Annotated in this window: 17 protein-coding genes; 4 read left to right on the top strand and 13 right to left on the bottom strand. The window is 31.8% G+C overall.

The features are described 5' to 3' along the window. Window positions 1-36 precede the first annotated feature (36 nt). Window positions 37-1,719 (top strand): response regulator, encoded by a 1,683-nt coding sequence (locus A2530_RS11835; RefSeq protein ID WP_294885169.1) that lies wholly within the window; start codon window positions 37-39, stop codon window positions 1,717-1,719. A 72-nt stretch (window positions 1,720-1,791) separates the two neighbouring features. Next, window positions 1,792-3,954 (top strand): nitrate- and nitrite sensing domain-containing protein, encoded by a 2,163-nt coding sequence (locus A2530_RS11830; protein WP_294885170.1) that lies wholly within the window; start codon window positions 1,792-1,794, stop codon window positions 3,952-3,954. 85 nt (window positions 3,955-4,039) lie between these two features. Here A2530_RS11830 and A2530_RS11825 read toward each other — a convergent pair whose 3' ends face one another. After that, on the bottom strand, window positions 4,040-4,426 hold the full coding sequence (locus tag A2530_RS11825; protein WP_294885171.1) for a class II SORL domain-containing protein: 387 nt from the start codon (window positions 4,424-4,426) through the stop codon (window positions 4,040-4,042). A gap of 178 nt (window positions 4,427-4,604) precedes the next feature. Between A2530_RS11825 and glyS the strand changes: the two genes are divergently transcribed. Continuing rightward, on the top strand, window positions 4,605-6,626 hold the full coding sequence (gene glyS / locus A2530_RS11820) for a glycine--tRNA ligase subunit beta (RefSeq protein ID WP_294885172.1): 2,022 nt from the start codon (window positions 4,605-4,607) through the stop codon (window positions 6,624-6,626). 37 nt (window positions 6,627-6,663) lie between these two features. Here the strand turns inward: glyS and A2530_RS11815 are convergent, their stop codons facing one another. The 12 genes from A2530_RS11815 to coaBC all read right to left on the bottom strand — a co-directional run bounded on the left by A2530_RS11815 (window position 6,664) and on the right by coaBC (window position 17,614). Further along, window positions 6,664-6,855 carry a hypothetical protein gene (locus A2530_RS11815; RefSeq protein ID WP_294885173.1) on the bottom strand — a complete coding sequence of 64 codons (192 nt, stop codon included), beginning with the start codon at window positions 6,853-6,855 and terminating at the stop codon, window positions 6,664-6,666. Window positions 6,856-6,906: 51 nt separating this feature from the next. Continuing rightward, the gene (locus tag A2530_RS11810; protein ID WP_294885174.1) at window positions 6,907-8,088 is read right to left on the bottom strand and encodes a HAMP domain-containing sensor histidine kinase; all 1,182 of its coding nucleotides are present in this window, start codon (window positions 8,086-8,088) and stop codon (window positions 6,907-6,909) included. Continuing rightward, window positions 8,075-8,776 carry a response regulator transcription factor gene (locus tag A2530_RS11805; RefSeq protein WP_294885175.1) on the bottom strand — a complete coding sequence of 234 codons (702 nt, stop codon included), beginning with the start codon at window positions 8,774-8,776 and terminating at the stop codon, window positions 8,075-8,077. Before A2530_RS11805 ends, A2530_RS11810 begins: the two co-directional genes overlap by 14 nt. Beyond that, entirely contained in the window at window positions 8,776-10,296 is a 1,521-nt protein-coding gene (locus tag A2530_RS11800) for a hypothetical protein (RefSeq protein WP_294885176.1), read from the bottom strand. Before A2530_RS11800 ends, A2530_RS11805 begins: the two co-directional genes overlap by 1 nt. A gap of 1 nt (window position 10,297) precedes the next feature. Further along, the gene (locus A2530_RS11795) at window positions 10,298-11,548 is read right to left on the bottom strand and encodes a hypothetical protein (protein WP_294885177.1); all 1,251 of its coding nucleotides are present in this window, start codon (window positions 11,546-11,548) and stop codon (window positions 10,298-10,300) included. Between the two features lies 1 nt (window position 11,549). Then, entirely contained in the window at window positions 11,550-12,284 is a 735-nt protein-coding gene (locus A2530_RS11790; RefSeq protein WP_294885178.1) for a hypothetical protein, read from the bottom strand. A gap of 90 nt (window positions 12,285-12,374) precedes the next feature. Then, on the bottom strand, window positions 12,375-13,088 hold the full coding sequence (gene truA, locus A2530_RS11785; protein ID WP_294885179.1) for a tRNA pseudouridine(38-40) synthase TruA: 714 nt from the start codon (window positions 13,086-13,088) through the stop codon (window positions 12,375-12,377). Then, window positions 13,089-14,114, bottom strand: a complete 1,026-nt coding sequence (locus A2530_RS11780; protein WP_294885180.1) for an LptF/LptG family permease — start codon at window positions 14,112-14,114, stop codon at window positions 13,089-13,091. After that, complete coding sequence (locus A2530_RS11775) at window positions 14,114-14,929, bottom strand: A24 family peptidase (RefSeq protein WP_294885181.1); 816 nt, start codon at window positions 14,927-14,929, stop codon at window positions 14,114-14,116. Before A2530_RS11775 ends, A2530_RS11780 begins: the two co-directional genes overlap by 1 nt. Then, the gene (uppS, locus tag A2530_RS11770) at window positions 14,929-15,606 is read right to left on the bottom strand and encodes a polyprenyl diphosphate synthase (RefSeq protein ID WP_294885182.1); all 678 of its coding nucleotides are present in this window, start codon (window positions 15,604-15,606) and stop codon (window positions 14,929-14,931) included. Before uppS ends, A2530_RS11775 begins: the two co-directional genes overlap by 1 nt. Beyond that, window positions 15,603-16,349, bottom strand: a complete 747-nt coding sequence (locus A2530_RS11765; protein WP_294885183.1) for a hypothetical protein — start codon at window positions 16,347-16,349, stop codon at window positions 15,603-15,605. The genes uppS and A2530_RS11765 overlap by 4 nt, the downstream gene beginning before the upstream one ends. Then, the gene (coaBC, locus tag A2530_RS11760) at window positions 16,346-17,614 is read right to left on the bottom strand and encodes a bifunctional phosphopantothenoylcysteine decarboxylase/phosphopantothenate--cysteine ligase CoaBC (protein ID WP_294885184.1); all 1,269 of its coding nucleotides are present in this window, start codon (window positions 17,612-17,614) and stop codon (window positions 16,346-16,348) included. The genes A2530_RS11765 and coaBC overlap by 4 nt, the downstream gene beginning before the upstream one ends. Before the next feature lie 154 nt (window positions 17,615-17,768). Between coaBC and A2530_RS11755 the strand changes: the two genes are divergently transcribed. Next, window positions 17,769-18,875, top strand: a complete 1,107-nt coding sequence (locus tag A2530_RS11755) for a multiheme c-type cytochrome (protein WP_294885185.1) — start codon at window positions 17,769-17,771, stop codon at window positions 18,873-18,875.

The raw sequence follows: 18,875 nt of genomic DNA, 5'->3' as shown, positions 1-18,875 counted from the left end.
TTGTAATAACAGTTTTTATATAAAAAGTTAATTTTAATGATGCCCACAAATGTATTGATAATCGATGATTCAAAAGCTATAACAAAAGTAATTACAAAAATTTTATTATCAAATAAAATATCAAATTATTTTTTTCACGAAGAGCATATTTATATTGCTTATGATGGTATGCAGGCTTTTGAATTATTGAGTAAGAATCCAAAGATATCTTTAGTAATATCTGATGTTATGATGCCTGAATTAAACGGCGAAGAATTAATAGAGATGCTTATAGATACTGATAAAATTAAAACACTAGAAGTTATCTTTATAACTACTCTTATGAATAAAAACAACATATCAAAAAAAATTAAAGAAAGTATAAAAGGAGTAATATACAAACCTTTTAATACTGTAAGTTTTTCTGATTTTTTTAATGAAATACAAATAGAACATAAGAAAAAACTTCACAATCAACAAAAAATAAAATCGAATCATGTTAAGCAGATGAAATATATTAGGACATGGGTTCAAGATTATTGTGATGAAGAAAACATTAATATTTCTTTAGAAATTTTAGAGCCTATCATAAGTGATGAATTTACCCATCATTATGTAATTGACAAAGATGAAATTTATATGATTTATCAAATGATTTTAGAAAACTATATAAATGTAGTGAATAGTTCATGTAAATTAAATAATTTACTTATGAAAAAGATATACAATATTTGGCATGAACCGGAAAGATACAAACCACTAGGTGTTAGTGAGGATTTTAATAATATTATATTAAATGCACAAAACTCATTAACTGACCTATCAAAAAAAGATGATGTACGATATTCAATTATTTTACCGCTAAATCACCTTTTAATACAAATAAAAAATAGAGTAAAAGTGAAACAAAAGCTTTCATATGATGATTTTATGCCATATATGGACAAATTATTAGATGTGTTTTTAGAAATTGATTTAAAATACGATAATAGTGAAATTTTATTGATTTTAAATCATATAAAAGAGATAGAAAGATTTGAAAGTGAGTTAAAATCTTTATTAAATAAATCAAAACTTGTTGAATTATTTGTAAACTTAAATAAAGCTCCTCACTTACTTGATGGTGTATCCAACCATATTAATACTTGTATAAAATATATAAAACAACAGATAATTACTCTGTATGTATTTAAAGCAAATGAATTGGCATGGCAAAAAGCAAAGAAATCATCCAACATAGTTGCTTATTTAAAAAGTAATTTAAAATTTAAAATGATTAATACACATAATGTACTTCATGAATGGGGTATTATTGATAAATCAAATATAAAGAGATTTCAAAAATATGATAGAGAAAGAATAATTTTAGCTACAAAAGATTTAAAAATATTAGAAGTATTTAAAAAAAATTTAGTCGCAGATATGCCCTCATTAGATATATTAATTTTTAATACAACTTCAATACTAAAAAGTGAGTTAGAAAAATGTACTTATACAAGAATAGTTGTGGATTTAGATTTTACAAATTCTGTTTTTAGTAATGGAATACAGTTGATAAAACTACTTACTAAAAAATATCCTGATATCGAAAAAATAGTACATGATAATGGTTTATATTTACTAGTAACAGTTGCACAAGCCGAAATGCTGAAGAAAAGTAAAATTACGTTTAAGTATAAAATATTTTTGAAACCACTTGATAATAAGAAAATATTTAGTCAATTTTATTTAGAAAATTAATAACAAAAACATAGCATAAAATATATTTTTTATGTTAAAATAGATTTTTCAGTCACAATTAAAGGAGTTTCAGTGTTTAATAATATGTCGATAAAACTTAAGATGGCGCTGATAGTTGTTGTACCGATTTTTGTGATAGCAATATCACTGGGTACTGATAGCTATAGAAGTTATAAAGAGGTAAAAGTTCTAAAGCATATTGAGGAGATGGTTGGATATAGTAAAAAGAGTAGTGCCCTTGTCCATAATCTTCAAAAAGAGAGAGGTGCTTCTGCAGGATTTATAAGCTCTAAAGGTGAAAAATTTTCATCTGAATTACAAGGTATTAGAAAAGATACTGATAAAACTTTAGCTGAATTAAATGAGTATTATAAAACAATGGAGGTTGCTTTTTATGCTCAGAGTCTTCGTTCAAAGATGTCGAAATCATTTGATATGCTTTTAAAACTTCAAGAGATAAGAGGGCAAGTTGATGGGCTTAGTGTTGCCGTAGCAGTGCCGGTTGGTTACTATACTGCTTTAAACGGAAGCTTTATAAACTCTATAGAAGAGGTAGCAAAGATGAGTTCAAATGCAGATATGAACAATGCCATTAATGCATTTGTAAACTTTCTATCCTCTAAAGAGAGATCTGGTATTGAGAGAGCCGTTTTATCATCAACATTTTCCAGAGATAACTTTGCACCTGGATTTTATGAAAAATTTATCGGACTACTTAACGCTCAAGAGATATTTATGAATAAGTTTCTTTTTTTGGCATCGGATGAGCTTAAAACTTTTTATGAAGATAGCATGAAAGCAAAAGAGGTTGAAGAAGTACAAAGGATGAGAAAAATAGCGCTTGAACATCCAAACGGAGGTTTTGATATTGATGCTACTTATTGGTTTGCTACGATAACATCAAAAATAAATATTTTGAAAAAAGTAGAAGATAAAATAGCTAAAGATTTAGAAGAGACAATTGCAACGTTAGAGAGCAGAGCTTCAAATGCTATGATAATGGGGCTTGTTGCCAATATAGCATTAGTTCTTTTTATAATTATTTTTAGTTTTTACATATCAAACGGTTTGGCAAAAAGAATAAATAGATTTAAAAATGAGATAGACGACATCGTATCTTCAAAAGATTTTTCCAAAAAAATAACAAACTGTTCAACCGATGAGATAGGATTCATTCAGCAATCTGCAAATCATTTGGCACATGTTGCACATAAAGCACTTGAAGATGCAAAAGAGAGTTTGCAAAGAGCGCAGGAACACTCAATTGAGAGTGAAAAGCGATTAGAAGCAAATAAATTAACTCTAAGTCTTATATCACTTTTAAACGAGGGAGCAGTTTCAGGTGTCGGAAGCGTTCAAGAGGGCTTGACAACAAATATGGTGGCTCTTAAAGATATAAACAGCAAAAATGCTCAAACTGAATATATTGTAGAAGATGTGAAAAATTCTACTCATGAGATGGAAGACTCTTTAAATAATATCTCTGAGAAGATGCATGAGAGCAGAGAGAATTCTGATCAGTTAAACAACAGCGTAAATGAGATTACAAACGTTATATCTCTTATTAAAGATATAAGTGACCAAACAAATCTTCTTGCACTTAATGCGGCAATTGAAGCTGCTCGTGCAGGTGAGCATGGAAGAGGGTTTGCGGTAGTTGCTGATGAAGTACGTAAACTTGCCGAGAGAACTCAAAAAGCTACAAGTGAAGTTGAAGTAAATATAAATCTTTTAAAACAAAACAGTGCATTAATGCAGGAGTTTTCAGAGCATATGAATAAAGAGGTTTCATCATCGCTAGAAAAACTTGATGTATTTAACAGTAGCTTACATGACTTGGTAGGCGGTGCAAAAGATATTCAGCTCTCAAATAAAAAGATATCAAATGAGCTGTTCATTACTCTTGCTAAACTAGACCATATTGCATTTAAACTTAGCGGATACAGTGCAGTATTTAAAGATGACCATAATTTTAAATTTTCAGACCATACAAGCTGTAGATTTGGTAAATGGTATCTTGGAGATGCAAAAGAGTCGTTTGCCAATACAAATTCATACAATAAAATCGACCCAATACATAAAACTGTACATGACAATGTTAGAAGTATTCCCGATTATATTGAAAACGGTGCTATTAAAAATGCAGAGAGTATCATCTCTGCATTTAGTTCGGCAGAAAAAGCTTCAAAAGAGCTGTTTATTACTTTAGACAGTATGGCTAACGAGATAAAGTAGTTCTCAAACTCTAAGATTTTACTGCGCTTCGCTCGATGACGGAAGATGTCGTCTAGCGAGGAATAAAACGATGCGGCAATCTCTACTACTTAGTTACTTCTACAACTTTCTGGGTTGATTCCCAAACACCGTGTTTAGTGCAGTATGCTTGAGCAGTAAGTTTTAGTTTGCTTCCTGTTGGAATAATGTTAAATGTTACCGTTGCATGAGCCTTTATATTTCCTAAAGCTCCCGGAGTAAAATCAGCACGCGCTAAAAGAGTCTCACCGTTAAAAAGTGACATGTTAGCTATATAGTGATCAAAATCATCAGGGTGAGAGTACTCATTTCCCATTTTTACTGTTACACTAAACATTTCTCCCTCTTTAGCACTATCTTCACAATGTATAAAAGGAGAATGTCTATCTATATAGTCTTTTTTGCTTTCTCGCTCTACCGTATCTATGTCTATGTAACGATTTATTGTCGGCATATCTAATCCTTATTTGTTTAAAATTTGTGCGACATTTTAACCGCTAAAACTTTTATATAAACATTTGACTTGGTATATATGTCTGAATTAAGATAGTTTTAATTTACATGTATTTATAAGTATTTAACGAAAATATAGATAAAATCGCGCAATTAATATTGAAATAAAGAGTCTGTTTATGATAAAACCATTGCTAATCGAGATTGGTGTAGAAGAGCTTCCAGCCATTCCACTTTTAAAAGAACTGAAAAATATTGAAAAAAAATATGCAGATATATTAGAGAAAAATTCACTTTTATGTGAGTTTGAATTTTACTATACTCCTCGTCGTTTAGTTTTATGGCACAGAGAGTTCAAAAGTTTTCAAGACGATTCTATTGAAGAATTTTTTGGAGCACCGCTTGAAGTCGCGTACAAAGACGGTGTAGCAACACCTGCGGCAGAGGGTTTTGCAAAAAAATGCGGTGTAGATATAGAAAAAATCGGTTCTGCGCAAAAAGGCGGTAAAGATGTTTTGTATTACAAACAAGAGTTAAAAGGGAAACCTAGTACTGAGCTTTTTGGCGATATTATCAACTCATGGATTAACTCTTTGGATTTTGGCAAATCTATGAGATGGGGAAGTATGAGTGAGAGCTTTATACGCCCTATACGCTGGGTAAACGTACTTTTTGGCGATGAGCTTGTTGATATTGAGCTTTTTGGCATTAAATCAAAAAAAGAGACATTTGTTCACCGCATCAGTAATTTTGATTCAGTTTTAATTAGCGGAGCAAAAGAGTACTTTGAAGTTTTAAAAGATGGCGGAGTGACACTGTTTCCTGAACTAAGACGTGAAAATATTTTAACTAATTTTTCTTCGCTTGAAAACAGCAATAACATAAAAATTGAGATTGATGAAGATTTGCTAGATGAAGTTGTAGCCATTACGGAGCATCCGACTCCTGTTCTAGGTTCATTTGATGAAGAGTTTTTAAAACTGCCTCCTGAAGTGATTATTACATCAATGAAAGAACACCAAAGGTATTTTCCGGTTTTTAAAGATGGCAAGCTTATAAATAAATTTGTTGTAGTCTCAAATGCACTAACTGATGATTTTTCCAAAGTGATTGAGGGTAATGAGAGAGTTCTTCGTCCTCGTTTGGCAGATGCACTCTTTTTTTATAACAATGATTTAAAAAAAGGTCTAAGCACAAAAGGGCTGGAGAAAGTTATATTTATGAACGGTCTGGGAACTGTTGCAGACAAGATTGAGCGAGAGAAAAAAATAGCTAACACTCTATTTGACATGTATGCACCAAAAGACTCAAGCAAAGAGATATTAGAGCGTGCCGTAAGTCTTGCAAAAGCTGATTTGACTACAGAGATGGTTTATGAGTTTACGGAACTTCAGGGTCTTATGGGATGTTACTATGCAAAAGCACTCGGTGAGAGCAATGAAGTGGCTACATGTATAAAAGAGCAGTATCTGCCTGACGGCGAAGAGAGTAAACTTCCTTCAACTCTTATGAGCGCAATAGTTGCTATTAGTTTGAAATTAGATACTCTTTTAGGTATGTTTAGCATAAATCAGATTCCAACAGGCTCTCGCGATCCTTTCGCACTTCGCAGAGCGGTAAACGGACTCATTAGAATAACTAAAGAGCATAATTTAGAGTTTGACATAGTCGCTACACTCAAACTTTTGGCAAAAGAGTATGCGGAGTTTGACATGTCAAAACTTGAAGCATTCTTTTTAGAGAGAGTCAAACAGTACTTTAAAGTTAATCCTTCCATCATAGAAGCAGTTTTAGCATCAGGTGAGAGAGAATTGCTCTCAATGGGTAAAAAGATAGAAGCACTGGAGACTATGGTAAATAGTGAAGGTTTTAGTGAATCTTTCTCGACTTTTAAAAGAGTTGCAAATATAACTAAAGATATTGACATGTCGATTGATATGTCGGTAGATAGTAAACTTTTTGAAGTAAAAGCAGAAGAAGCTCTTTATACTAGATATAGTGAAGTTTCAGCTCGCAGATATAACTCTTATGAAGAGGAACTAGATGCGCTTTTAGGACTTAAGCCTGAGCTTGATAAGTTCTTTGAAGATGTAATGGTAAATGCCGATGATGAAGCTATAAGAAATAACAGAAAATCTTTGGTCGCTTCTATTTATAAAAGTATTTTAAAAATTGCGGATATTAAAGAGATAACTATTTAGATGTGATAGTATGAGAGAGAAATCTCTCTCATAAGATTTATTTTGTTGCTTCTGGAGCTGCTGCTTCTTTTTTAACTTTTTTAGCTTTTTTAACTTTAACTTTTTTCTCAACCTTAACTTTTTTTTCAGCTTTTACCGGAGCTGCCGCTTCAGCGCTAACAGCTGCTGCTTCTGATGCAAACATTGAACTCAAACCAAGAGTAAGAAGAAGAGCGATAATTTTTTTCATAATAGATTCCTTTTGGGTTATATACACATTTCGTGTTAGCGGAATTTTATATTATAAAGCGTGAACTATTCGTGAATTATTCCATGATAAAATAAAAGTTGTTCCGTTTCCTATTTTTGATTTAACGTCAATATCTATTCTGTATAAGTCACATAAAGATTTTACAATACTTAGTCCTAGCCCAAAACCGCCGTTTGAGTCATCAAGTCTCTTGTAGCGTTCAAAAATTTCTTTTGATTTTGACTGTTCAAATCCTATCCCGGTATCTGATATAGTAAGTGAATTTTTATCCAATTTGATTGTTATTTCTCCGTTTATTTTATTGTACTTAATGGCATTTGAGAGAAGATTATCAATAATCCTATTCATAAGACGCTCATTAACCATAACTTCACACTCTTTTAACTCTGTAATAAAACTTATATTTTTAGTAGATGCTAAAGGCATAAAATAGTCGATACGCTGCAAAACCAACTTAGACACTTCTATTTTTTGAACCGGATAATCTTTTGATGAGAACATAGAAAATGTCAAATCATTATAGAGATGCGAAAGTGTTCTAATAGCAATAAGCATACGCTTGGTTGATTTTATATTTTTTGGACTTAATTCATCTTTGTCCATAATTTCAAGACTCATAGACAAGACAGATATAGGCGTATTTAACTCGTGAACTGCATCTGTAATAAATTTATTTAACAACTCTATATATTGACGAAGAGGACGTAAAAAAAATCTTGATAAGATAAAGATAACTATACCAAAGAAAAGAATTGAAAAAAATAAAACCGTACTTATTATATTTTTTGTTTCATTAAGCTCTTTATCTATTGTGTCAGCTTTTAGTAGCAGATAGTGAATATTTTTAATGTTATCAAGTTCTATAGTTTTAATAAAATAGTAGTGTGATTCCTGTGTAGAAAAACCCTTTTTAAATTTTATGTCAAAATCATTCTCCTTAGGATATACGATATTACTGTTTTTATCCATAAATGCGATATCGAATCTTGTATCATGTAGAAGTATCTCTTCTAATTCGTTCATGTTTTTTGCATAATATATTGACTCATAAGCCGTTTCTGCATAATTAATAATCTCATTTTGAAGAATTTCGGTATATATATTTTTTTGGTAGTGATAATAGAGCATAGATAGCGTAACTAAAAAAACAGTATTTAGCCCGACAAAAACGGATACAAACTGTATAAGAGATTTTCTCTCAGCTAATAGCAATCAGATACCCTTGTTTTCGTATATTTTGAATTATATCTTTGCCTAAAATTTTACGCAGTTTCTTTATATGTGTGCGAAGATTTTCTTCTGTTGCCTCATCATTATAATTCCATGCATGTGCAATAATCTGCTCATTAGTGACCATATGACCTTTATGCGATATAAGTATATTTAATATTTTTGTCTCTTTTTTTGTTAAAAATAATTCGCCGTTTTCTCCAAATAGTTTTCCGTTATTCGGTTCAAACGACCATAAGTCATTTAGAACTATTTTGTCATTGCTATTTAGTGAGAAAGATTTTCTTACTGTTTTTTGAAGGCGCAGCTGCAGCTCTTTAAGCTCAAATGGTTTTTTTATATAGTCATCGCACCCAGCGTCATATCCCTGAGAGAGATCATTTATGCTAGCAAGTGAAGTAACAAAGATAGCGGGTGCTTCTTGTTTAGCTTCTCTTAATATTTTTAGTACGTCAAACCCATTTTTTGACGGTACCTTTACATCAAAAACAAATGCATCAAAATGCATTTCATAAGCTTTGTCTATTGCTTCTTCCCCGTCATTAACGGATATAACTTCGTAGCCGCATTCTTGTAAAAACTCAGATAAAATATCACAAATCAGCAAATCATCTTCAAGTAAAAGGATTCGTAATTTTGTTCCTTTTTTTTTGATTTGTACTCTATCCACTATGCATTTATCTCTTCAATAAGTGTTTTTTTTGATGTAAGGGCTTTAACTAGGGAGTTTTTAATTGATGTGTATGACTCTCTGTTTTGTTCTAGAACTCTTTCGTCCCTTTTCTCTTGTCTTATTAAAGAGTCTATCTCTTTTTTAATGTCATTGTATTTATTGATTATCTCTTTTTTAATTATTTTTGATGTTAATTTATTTTTTTCGTTTTTTAAAATAAGAATCTCTTTTTTTACATCTTCAACGTTTTTTCTTAAAACTGCTTTATCCGTATCATTTTTCAATGAATTTAAAGAGTCTGTATATATATTTAATTTTTTTGTAATATGAACTAAATCCTGAGATATCTTATCTATCTCTTTATTTATATTATTGTTATACTCTATGGGTGAAACCGTATTGATAAGCAAGCTATTTAGGCTCTGTATTAACTGATATTTACTATCTTTAATAAAATCTAAAGACATTTTTGTTTTTATATAAACTTTAACCACGGAAGTCATAGATACAACATTCCATTTAAGCCCGTTTTCTGCTTCTATTTCAGGAACTTTATATTTTTGTCCCTCAACTACTACGATATTTAAAGAGTAGTATTTTAAAAAATCGATAATATAGCTGTTTGATGAGATCATTTCAGATAGTATTAAATTTGCTATATAACCAAATACCTCTTTAAAATGCATTCTAAAGATATATCCTGAAAACCCTTTAAAAAAATTGTCGTTTTTATCAAATGAGTTTGTTAATTGTTCGGTTATTATTGTATGGATAATTGAAAATACATATTTTTCATAAGCAAAATTATCGATTCTCTTCTCAAGCATGTAGATTTCTACAAACTGCTCTGCAACTATATTGAAAAATTCACTATTCTCCTCTTTTAAAAAGAAGTTGTTATAAAATGATAAAAGTTCATCTTCTTTTATACCGTTATATCTGCCTGCAATTGTCTCTTTCTCTTCTTCTTTAACCTCTCGCATCGTATCGTCATTTAATAGTTTTATAAATATTTGATTGTTTTTTATAATAACAATATCTTTTTCATTTAGCTCAAATGCCTCTCTGACACTATATTTTAAAAGCTCTTTTTTATTTATCTCTTCATTGTCTATTTTGTTTACGAAATGAATAAGTTTTATACTTAACTCTTTTTGTAAACAGATTAAATCATCTTTATTGTTGTAGTTGTACTCAATTAAATCTTCGTTTTCAACTATGATATTTATAATAGCATCTAAATTTACACTATCTTTTGGTTCTATTTTGTATGGAAAAATTTTTATGCGAAGCTGTGTTTGCGACATTTTAAATAAAATATAGCCAACAGGCTCAAAATAGTCTTTAAAGGCTAGTTTTATAGTTGTCTGAATCTCTTCGTTTAGAATATCTTTTACTTCTACATGTTCATTTAAGTATAAGAAAAATTTTTGATTCTCTTCATCATTCCATTTAAAGTCAATAGATGGAGCATCAAGATAAGTTTTTAAATAACTTTTTACTCTTTCACGTAACATTTTAGGTACTTTTAATAACTGTTTTTTTAGATATTAATGCTTTTATAAGTGAATTTTTAATCGATAAAAATGCGTCTTCATTCTGAAGAAGTATCTTTTCATCTCTTTTTTGTTGTCTATTAAGTGAGTCTATATCTTTTTTTATATTATTATATTTAATCAAATTAGAAGGGCTTAGCAGTTTTTCTGTAAGTTGCTTTCTTTTTTCACTCAAAGTACGCAGTTCATCTTTTATGGTTTTTATATTCTCTTTTATCGACTCTCTCTCTTTTTCATCTTTTGTAATATTTAAAGAATCCATAAAAGAGTCCTGTTTTCTTGAACAGTATGTAAATTCATCGGTAATTTTTTCTATATTTTTGTTAATTTCGTTATTATGCTCTATGGGAGAGAGTTCTCCGACATAAAATTCCGCAATTTTTTGTTTTAGAGTCTCTTTTTTTACTTCAATTGCCTCTTTTGAGGTAAGAGCTTTATTATAAATTTTTACTATCGACATCATGGAGATGACATTCCATTTCAAGCCACTATCGGCTTTAATTTCAGGAACTTTATATTTTTTCCCGTCTATAACGATTATATCTTGCGAGTAGTAGTTTAGAAACCCTATGACATGTTTGTTTGATATAGAGATTTCAAATAGAATAAATTTTGCAATATACCCAAAGACCTCTTGAAAGTGTATTCTAAATATATATCCTGAAAATCCTTTAAAAAAAACATCGTTTCTATCAAATGTGTTTATAAGATTATCGTTTATTATCGACTGAATAAATTGAAAAACATATTTTTCATAAGTCTCATTATCTATTTTTTTATCAATAAGATACGTATCTACAAACTTTCTTGCAATTTGATAATAAAATCCGTCACTCTCTTTTATAGAGCAAAAATTGGTATAAAACGATTCAAGTTCAGCCTCATTAAGACCGTTGTATCTAGCCGCAACAGTATCTTTTTGAGATTCTGGTATTATAGTTACTTTTGAAGTGTCAAAAAATTTCACAAACCCAAGTTCATCTTTTAAAAAAACTATATCGCCCTCACGCAACTCTAGGGCATTTCTAATAGCTTTTTTTATTACCTCTCTTCTATCTATATTTTTTTTTACGACACTTTGTAAAAAAGAGTCTATTTTCTGCATTAAATCTTTTGAGAAACATGTTAAATCATCTTTCCCTTTATAGCCGTGTATTATTAAATCTTGATGTGAATTTATAATCTTTACAAGTCCATTTAGGGTATTTTTCATTTTATTTCGTCTTTATAGTTATCGGCGGAAATGATGAGAAAGCTTTTTTAAAAGCATTCGCTCTTACATCTTTAAGTTTACCCGTAGCAGTTGGCGGTAAAAAACATGCCGACTCTTGGCTCTCTTTGACATCATAGTTGTTGTCATGCATAAACGCTATCTCTTTGCCTAGTTTTGCGGCTTGTGCGGAGATATTTCTAGCATAGGCTATAATGTTTTTATGGTGCCTGTCAAATTTATTTCCGGATGCAAAAAAAACAAATTTTCCGCTTAGTCTAATATTTGGATAGTCATGGTAGTTTAGTTCTTTATCGTACCTTGTTAGTTGATTGCTGTAGTATTTATCCAAATCTGCATCAAACTCTTCCAGTATAGGAGTAGGCTCTATATTTGGTCTGTTTAAGTTGAAAAGATATTTTATCTCTATTAGATAGCCTCTGTAGCCATCTTTTATAGCCGATGCAAATAGATTGCAGTTGTTGTCAAAATTTAGTTCGCAATATTCATCATTAAACTCGTAACCTTGAGATGCAAGTCTTGAATTAGTGTTGTATCCGATTGGAGAGATGGTAGGGTTATATAAAAATATCGTACCTATTACAGTTTTACGTCTTTTTTTAAGCATCTCTTCTAATTGTGCTACATCTATAGTCTCATCACTTTGAGGTATATAAATGTAGTGTTCTGATATATACTCTATATCTAAATTTGTAGAAAATTTTCCAAATGTTTGCAAATTAAATCCTATATTATTTCATCGTATTGTAGCACAAGGAGACGTTTTTTTTCTTTAGCTCTTCAAGCTATTTTTAAAAAAATAAGATATTTAAAGATATTTAATTTTTGCTAAGTATAGGCCGTTGCTTTTTGCGGGTTTTATTTTATATTTTTTCTTACATGTAAGCTGTTGTATAATTTCATCTGCATTAAGTGTTAAAAGAGCTCCTACCATTAGCCTTATTTGGCTTCTTAAAAAGCCGTTTGCTTCAAAACTTAGTATTATAAAACCTTTGTGTCTATATGCAAAAGTTCTGTATATGACTCTAAGTGTGCTTTTTATATCACTTCCACTTTTCATAAAATTTTTAAAATCAAACTCTCCTTGAAAAAGTTTTATATTTTTCTTTAGTGTTTCAAAATCCACACTATCTAAAAAAGTTACGAAATTATCTTCAAAAGGGTTGCTTTGTGCTTCTTTTATTACATATCTGTAAAGCCTTTTTTTAGCACTGTATCTTGCATGAAAGCTATCATCAACTGCTTTTATGTTCTTAACATGTATAGATGGCGGAAGCATTTCGTTTAATATTTTTGTTAGCTTTTGCAAATCACTCCAAAAAGGAGGCAAGTCAATATGGCAGACCTGACCTGTTGCATGAACGCCTCTGTCGGTTCGTCCGCTAGCGATTACTTTTGAATCAATGTTAATCTCTTTCAAAACATGTTCTATTTGCCCCAAGACAGTATTTTTTGAACTTTTTTGTGTTTGTGAACCTAAAAAATCTGTGCCGTTATAGGCTATCGTTAAAGTGCATCTCATCTAAAATTTCGAAACAATTGTTTTTTTATAAATCATATATGTACTCAAAAACCATACAAAAATTAAAATCGGTATAGTATAGCTTTTAAGCAGTGTATCAAGAGTGAGCGCAAGGGCATAATAGACAATTATGCTCAAAAACATAAACAGATACACTCTTCCTTTGTTATGTCTTACATGTACTATTCCGATTGCCGCAACCAAAAACAGACTTAAGATAGGAAAAAGACTAAAGAGAGTATTTGTAATTAGTGTTTTTCTTTTTTTCTCGGACGACCAGTATTTTAGAGGAGTTTCATACTCATCAAAGTTTGTTCTCATGGTGTCGTTAATGAACATAACCTCAAAATTAATCTGGGTAAATTTCTCTTTTGAGTAACTATATCCCTCTCCTGATGTGAGTTTGAGACGTAAGATACCGGAATCGTTTATAATCTGTGCCTTTTTAGCTTTTATTAAAACCTCTTCGTCTTGTTTTTTATTAAATAAAATTACGTCAGAGTAGGTCTCATCAAGATTATCATTACCTATATATAGTAGCCATTCGCCGAATTTATGCCCGAACTCCGAAGCTGAGAGGTTAAATTTTGCTTCGCTTTTTTTATAAGATATAAAATTGCTAGAGAGTATCTTTGCATGTGGAAAGAGTACTAAAAAATTAAATAAAAGCAGTGCAGATAAAAAAAGAGCAGGTTTAAATAGTGTTTTTAATATAAATTTCGGGCGTATTCCAAGGGCAAAGAGAACAATTATCTCGTTATCGTTTGAGAGCTTAAAAAGAGTAAGCGTGGCTGCTACAAAAAATGAGATAGGCAGAGTATAAAAAAGAAGTTCCGGTAACATAAAGAAAAATAGTTTGCTCATCTCAAAGAGTGAGAGTTGAATAATAGCCGTATATGTAGCCATTTTTATAAGAAAAACAATTGAAGCTATTGAGAAAAGCGGCAAAAATATAGAGAGAAACAAAATTGAGAGAGATTGTTTCATGTAGTTTTCCAAAGAGGCGAAACGCTGCATTTTTTTCATTAGTAATTTGCCTCGATATATCTTAAAATTGGGCTGTCAAATATGTATGTTATAAACGTTGCTATAGCTAAAAAAGGGACAAACGGAACTCTTTGCTCTTCTTTTGATTTTTTCATAACTAAAATCATAACGGGAAGAGCCAAAAGAGCTGATAAAAATATTGCAACAAGTGTAAGTTTTGCACCAAGAAGTGCACCCATAGTAGCAGCTACCATGATGTCGCCTTCTCCCATAGCTTCTATAAAAGGGTATGTATGGTAGTTTTTACTCCATGACGTAACGGTTTTTTTGGCATGTCTGTGAGCCGATGAAGTTAACATGTAAGAGAGTGCAAATCTAAGAAGCGTAAATCCGCCTGCAAAGAGTAGGGCATTTTGAAGATTTGTAAAAATACCATTAACATTCCAAGCCCCAAATATCGCAAAAACTAATGCTAAAAGATTTAGTGAGTCAGGAATCATCTTATATCTAAAATCTATCATTGAGAGAGCCAAAAGAGTTAAAAAACTAAAACCTATAAGCGTAACGGGGAAGTTTATGCCATATTTTATAGCCAAAATCATAAAAATAAAGCCGGATATAAGTTCAATAAGCGGATATTGCAAAGATATTTTTGAGCCGCAAAACGAGCATCTGCCTCTTAAAAAAAGCCAAGAGAGTATCGGTATGTTATGCCATGGCTTAAGAGGATTTTTACATGTAGTGCAATGAGATGATATAAAAACAATACTCTCATCTTTTGGAAGTCGTAAAATGACAACGTTCAAAAATGAGCCGATAACGGCACCGAAAATAAAGGCAAAGAGAAGCTCCACTATTTTAAGCCTCCAAATCTTCTCTCTATTTTTGTAAAATCTTTTATAATTTTGCCTAGCTCATTTGTCGTAAAATCAGGCCAGAGAGTATCGCTAAAAAAGAGTTCCGCATAAGCCGCTTGCCAGAGCAGAAAGTTTGATAGCCTATGGTCTCCTCCCGTTCTTATGAGCAAGTCAACACTGTGTTTGCAATCAAGCGCATTTCCCAGCATAGCTTCGGTTATATCGTTTTGGCAATTTTTTATCTTATTTACTGCTCGTAGTATCTCATCGTGTGCGCCGTAATTGAGTGCCAGAGATTGAACTAAACCGTCGCAATGGGCAGTTTTCTCTTTTACGTTTTTAAGTGTAGTTTGCAGAGATTTTGAAAAAGCTCTTATGTCGCCTATCGGCTCAAATCTAATATTATTTTGTATATAGTTATCCAACTCGCTCTCAAGGTACTTTTGCAAAAGTTTCATTAAAAATTCAACTTCAAGTCTGGGTCTTTTCCAGTTTTCCGTTGAAAAAGCGTAAAGTGTCAATCTCTCTATATCTTTATCTCTTGAGCAGTACTCGGTAATCTCTCTAACTACTTTTGCACCTGCTTCATGACCTTTTACTCTTTTTTTCTCTCTTTGTTCTGCCCAGCGTCCGTTCCCGTCCATTATTATGGCTATATGTCTTGCCTTATTCATATACTTATATCCAAAAGAGAATTTATATTTGCGCTGTATAGCGGTTCGATAGTGTCAATTAGCGATATATTGACGTCAAAAGAGATATTGTCCATATTGTCTTCCAAAAATTGTTTAGTTTTATTAAAAGCAACATTAAGCTCTGCACTAACAGCACCTCCTTCAAGCGAGATAACACCTGAGACGGGACCTAAAAGCTCTAATGCCGCATAAAAATCAATTTGAGTTTTTTTAGTTCTCTTATTGTACCTTTTTTTAAATTGCAAAACAAAAAAATAGCCATGATAATTTAGTGGAATAGTCATAGTCTGGTTTTGAAGAGAGAGTAAAAGAGTTGATGTATTTGTAAACTCCTCTTTTGTAGCAGAATTTGTAAGGTGTTCTAGTAAACCATGCTTAATAATTGATTCTGGCTTTTTTGAGCTTAAAATTGTTTGCAAATCTTTTATGGAGTACTCAATTGTAGAGTTTTGAAGGCTCTTTAGCAGATGAGGCTGTTTTAAAAGATTTGATAGCTCAGGAGTAGAATTTTTACTCTGCGATAACTGGGTCCAATATTTTGCACCTTCGCTTAGAGGTTTGTCGCTTTGAGCGGTTAAGCTTTTATTGTCAAGTAAAATCGAGTATTTTCCATCGCCTAATGATTTTAAAACATCTATGGATGCCAGTTTTATAACCGCTTTTGCTTCATTTTGGTTTGAAGCTATAAGTTTTGCCAAAGCACTTAAATTTGATATATTCATATATTTTTTGCGTACTCAAGTATCTTAAATGCAACACTTAGTTTATCGGATGTCGGAATCGATTCTTGTGAGGCTTTTGTTATAAACTCTATGGCGTTTGTATCGGTTCCAAAGCTTGAAGAGTCTTTTAAAACATTTAGACAAACTGCGTCGATTTTTTTCCTATCAAGCATATTTGTTGCGTTAATGAGGGCATTTTTCTCATCCATCTCCGCTTTAAAGCCGATAGTCGTTATATCTGTTTTGTCAATTGAGTCAAGAATATCTATATTTTGTTTTAGTTTTAAATCCCACTCACTCCCTAAAGACTCTTTTTTTAGTTTACTCTCTTGCGGATAGGTAGGTATGTAATCGCTGACGGCAGCAGCCATAAAGAGATACGGTTTTTTTTGAATCAGATGAATTTGCTCATCTCTCATAAGCGTTGCCTTTGAAAGTTTGCCTTTTTTAGCAATTCTAATAGAATCTTGCAGATACTCCATCATCTCACTTGAACTCTCAACGTCTATGGTATATAAATCAAGGGGTAAATCTTTGTCAAATTTAGTTGAAATTAGATTTACGTCCGCTCCTTTGCAGTAGAGCGCAGCTGCAAGTGCAGATGCCATCTTGCCGCTTGAGAAGTTTGATATATATCGAACTTCATCAATTTTTTCAATTGTTCCTCCTCCTGTAACTATTACTCTTCTATCCATCCAAAACTCATCTCTAAGTAGTGCTTTAGCGCAGTGCCAGAAAATCTCCAGAGGTTCAGCCATAGCACCGTTACCTACGCTTTTACATGCAAGCTCTTTTATCTGCGTATCTACAACTTCATAGTTTGCAATTCCTAGCATTTTGAGGTTTGCTTTTGTAAAAGGATTTTCTAACATGTTGGTATTTGCGGATGGTGCGATTATTTTTAATTTCGGATATGCAAGTGCAACTTGCAAGAGCATATTATCAGCAATTGCATTTGCAAGTTTTGCTATGGTGTTTGCGGTTGCGGGAGCTATTACAAAAAGGTCTGCCCACTCTCCTGCTTTTATATGATTGTGATTTGATGCCCAAGACTCGTTAATATCGTCAAGTACCTGATCTGACGTAAGTGCTTCAAAACTAAGAGGTGTTACAAATTTTTTGCCGGCTTCACTCATTACCACTTTAACCTCTGCACCGGCTTTACTTAAGAGTCTTACCAACTCAAGTGATTTATACGCTGCAATAGAGCCTGTCACTCCTAAAAGAATCTTTTTATCTTTTAGCAAATCTGATGGAATAAGCATTTTTTACCTCAATAATAGTTAAATATAAATATTAAATTTAATATGTATTTTATCACGAAAAGCCTTAATAGGCTTCAATAGTTGATGTAAATCAAGCATACTGATTTATTACTTGTTAAAATTTCAACTTATAATAATTAAAAGGAATGTTTATATGAAGAAGTTATTAATATTAGCTGTTGCATTGCCGTCACTGCTTTTTGCTAAATCTGAAATGGATACATGTATGAAATGTCATCCGAGTATTGTTGAGGAGTTTAAAGGCTCTATGCATAAAAACTCATCGTTTTATGATGATGAGATTCACAAGGCGGTATGGGAAAAACACCCTTTACATGAAAAAGGCGATTACAAATGTTCAAAATGTCATGCTCCGAGTTCTCAAAATGAAGATAGCGTAAAAGAGGGTATCTCATGTTCTACATGTCATACTATTAAAAGCGTAGAGCAACATGCAAAATCAAACAGCAATGTTTATGAAAAAGATTCTAAAACATTTTACTCGGCAGAAGAGGGTAGAGAGAGTGAAAAAGTGGTTTATAAACAGAAAACTTCAATGTTTGGTATGAATAAAACAACGGTAGGTTCTCCGTACCATGATATAGACTATACAAATGAAAATTTTTATACGGCAGAGGTCTGTATGGGTTGTCACTCACATAAACAAAATTCGCATGAATTTACTATATGTGAAACTGATAAAGAGGGTGCAAAAGATAAAAAACAAAACTGTATTACATGTCATATGCCAAAAGTATTAGGGAGTGCAACTACTATCAGACAGAGTGAAAAACACGCTTTTCACGGTTTTGCAGGTGCTAGAAAACATCCGGAGATGTTATCGCAGTATGTTGAGATAGAGCTTGAAAAAAAAGCGGACGGATTTAATGTTATAGTTGAAAACAAGGCTTCACATAACCTTTTAACGCATCCTCTAAGAGTTGTTGAACTTAGAGTAAACCTTATAAGAGATGGTAAAACTACGGCTCTAAAAACCGAAAAGTTTATGAAAATAATCGGTCGTGACAAAGAACCATCTATGCCGTGGATTGCAAACGAAGTTTTGGTTGATAGTATGATTAAAAAGCAAGAGAAAAGAAGTGTTGGTTATGACAATTTGCTAACAAGCGGTGACAAGATTGAAGTTCAGCTCGGATATTATGTAGTAAATCCAAAAGCCCTCAAAAAGCTTAGTCTTGAAGGCAATGAAGAAGCAGAAAAGTTTACGACTCTAAAGTATAAATATTTTACGATAGAGTAA

The organism is Sulfurimonas sp. RIFOXYD2_FULL_34_21, assembly GCF_001830805.1.
Taxonomy (GTDB): Bacteria; Campylobacterota; Campylobacteria; order Campylobacterales; family Sulfurimonadaceae; genus Sulfurimonas.
The sequence above is the reverse complement of the archived record's forward strand: the minus strand, read 5'-3'. Positions and strand labels throughout refer to the sequence as shown.